The organism is Frisingicoccus caecimuris (assembly GCF_004340975.1).
In the GTDB taxonomy this organism is placed as follows: Bacteria; Bacillota; Clostridia; order Lachnospirales; family Lachnospiraceae; genus Frisingicoccus; species Frisingicoccus caecimuris.
The window spans coordinates 1-2242 of the sequence record NZ_SLXA01000030.1; the positions used below are offsets into that span (position 1 = coordinate 1).

2 protein-coding genes are annotated in these 2242 nt (G+C 39.7%); both read right to left on the reverse strand.

From position 1 onward, the window contains the following. Window positions 1–2010 (reverse strand): transglutaminase domain-containing protein (locus EV212_RS13330; RefSeq protein WP_132094480.1); only part of this gene is annotated, 2010 nt, incomplete at its 3' end. A 34-nt stretch (window positions 2011–2044) separates the two neighbouring features. After that, the coding region (locus EV212_RS13530) for a hypothetical protein (protein ID WP_330570527.1) at window positions 2045–2242 on the reverse strand (198 nt) is incomplete at its 5' end.

Consider the following 2242-nt stretch of genomic DNA (forward strand, 5'->3'; position numbering starts at 1 on the left):
AGAATTTTTAATACTTACGTAGACGTTCGCTTCTCCTTCATGGAGCCCCTGAACAGACACTGTATTCAGATATCTATCTGCATGTATGATCTGCCGGTCCTGCGTGCCTCCATCCCAAGTGCATGAAACATCAAAATCTTCCTGCCCAGAAGTGACAGATGCTGTTATAGTTTTTATGTCACCGATATCTACAAAGATTTGCTTAGCATCCAGCAAAAACTTTCCCGGTTCCCACTGAGCATAAACGTCCGTATCTCCTTTGATAACTGTTTTTGATGTAACTTTTTTTCCGCCTTGCTTCTGGGTATACCAGCCTTTGAACACATAGCCCGGTCTCTCCACATATCGATCTGAAAAATACTCCGTTGACCATTGCGCATACAGAGTGATATCTTTATTCTCGGAATATACATCTCCTGCTTTATAAGTTTTTCCGCTACCATCTTTCCTTGTATTCCACCCTAAAAATTTAAAATAATTCTGGAATTCAAAAGTTTTTGCACCTTGGCCATTGCCATGATATGTAACCTTATAAAACCTTTTAGGCCTATAGTAAGAATCAAGATCAATTGTATGTTTATCGCCCACACGCTCACACACCCGATATGTTGTATAAGCCTCTCCCCCACCGTTACTTATTGGCAATTCGCCGCCGTTTGCATCATAGGTTACATAATACGTTACTGTCTCATCATCCGATACTGCCTTCACCTCACAAGTGAAACAATCATCAGTGTAGGAAATATCCAGGTCTTTTCCGTCCCAATCTGTTTTTGATAATTCATACGCTACAAGATTGTAAATAACATTTTTATAGTTATCCGGCATACTACTATTCACATTCAAAACAAACTTTGTTTCTCCATTTTCCAAATTCTGCTTAATAGTATCCACAAACGAATCTGACCATTGCTTAACCTGCCCTGTCTTGATGAAGTAATTATTTTCCAATGTTGTCGATTCATAGCCCGGTACTGCCAACTGGTGATCCGTATGCACAAGACCGATAATTTCATCGGTCACGCCGAAATACATATGTTCATAAATCGTTCCCTTCATCTGTTCTCCGCCATCATCCCAGGTTGTATCAATTTGATACCATTCACCATCCATTTTTACTGCCGTCCAGACGTGTCCATTACCTGTAATACGGCCGGTCTCAATACCGACTTCGTTAAGAAGCAATACATATGCCCTATGATAAGATTCACAGGTACCTTTCCCTCTGGCAAGAATTCCTTCTGCAGAACAATAGCTGTATGAATAATCATAATCCCCTTTATCTAAAATCCAATCATGCAGCCATAAAGCTTTTTCGAAATCTGTTGCACATTCATTCCTACATTGAGCCGCTACTGTCTTAACGATCTGCATGACAGACGGATAACTCGCATCCTGTATGTTAAGCGTATATTCATACAACCCGGTTGTTTTCGTTTCAAACGTAGTCATATCCATAACACTGAAACGGATATAATATGTACCGGATGCATAAAAAGTAAAGCCAAATTCATTATTTTTCCGATAGGAACCATTATTCCCATAACTTACATCATAAACACTTACCAATTGGCCATCTTCTACTGTCATAAGACCGGCGGGCCTGTATTTATAATTGCCAGAACCTCCGGAAGCATTCACTGTAAAAATAATCTCCTGTCCGCAAGAAATGCCTTCTGTATAATCTACAGAAATACTAAGCGCTTCTGTTTCCTCCACAGTCATAACTACATCGTCTGCATGATTTGCTTTTTCAGAAAATATTTCTGTCTCAGGAAGAGTTTCTGAAGGTTCTATGTCTTCTCCGAAAAATTCTTCTGTTAAGCTGTCTTCCGTCTCTACAGTCTCATCTTCTGTCAATGTGCCTGAATTTTCACTGCTTTCGGACGTCTCTATATCCATGGCTGCTATTGGCAGTTCTTCTTCAGCCAAAACTGAAATCGATGATAGCGCAAAACATAAACTGACAACCAGACAAATTGAACCTTTTAAAAATTTTATTTTTTTCATACCATGATATCCTATCCTCCCCTTTTTGTTTCATCTAATGGCACTCTGGACAAACTTCATATCCAATACTCCGTGCGTCCTGAAGCAACAATACATTCGTCTGATTATCCCGAATCTTACTGCAATTTGCTGTATGGTATTTCGCATCTGTTCTTGTCACATATACGGCTTCACCCACCGTCTGTTGTAATCCAAACGAACCCAGGATTTCACTGAATTCATCTGACTTTGA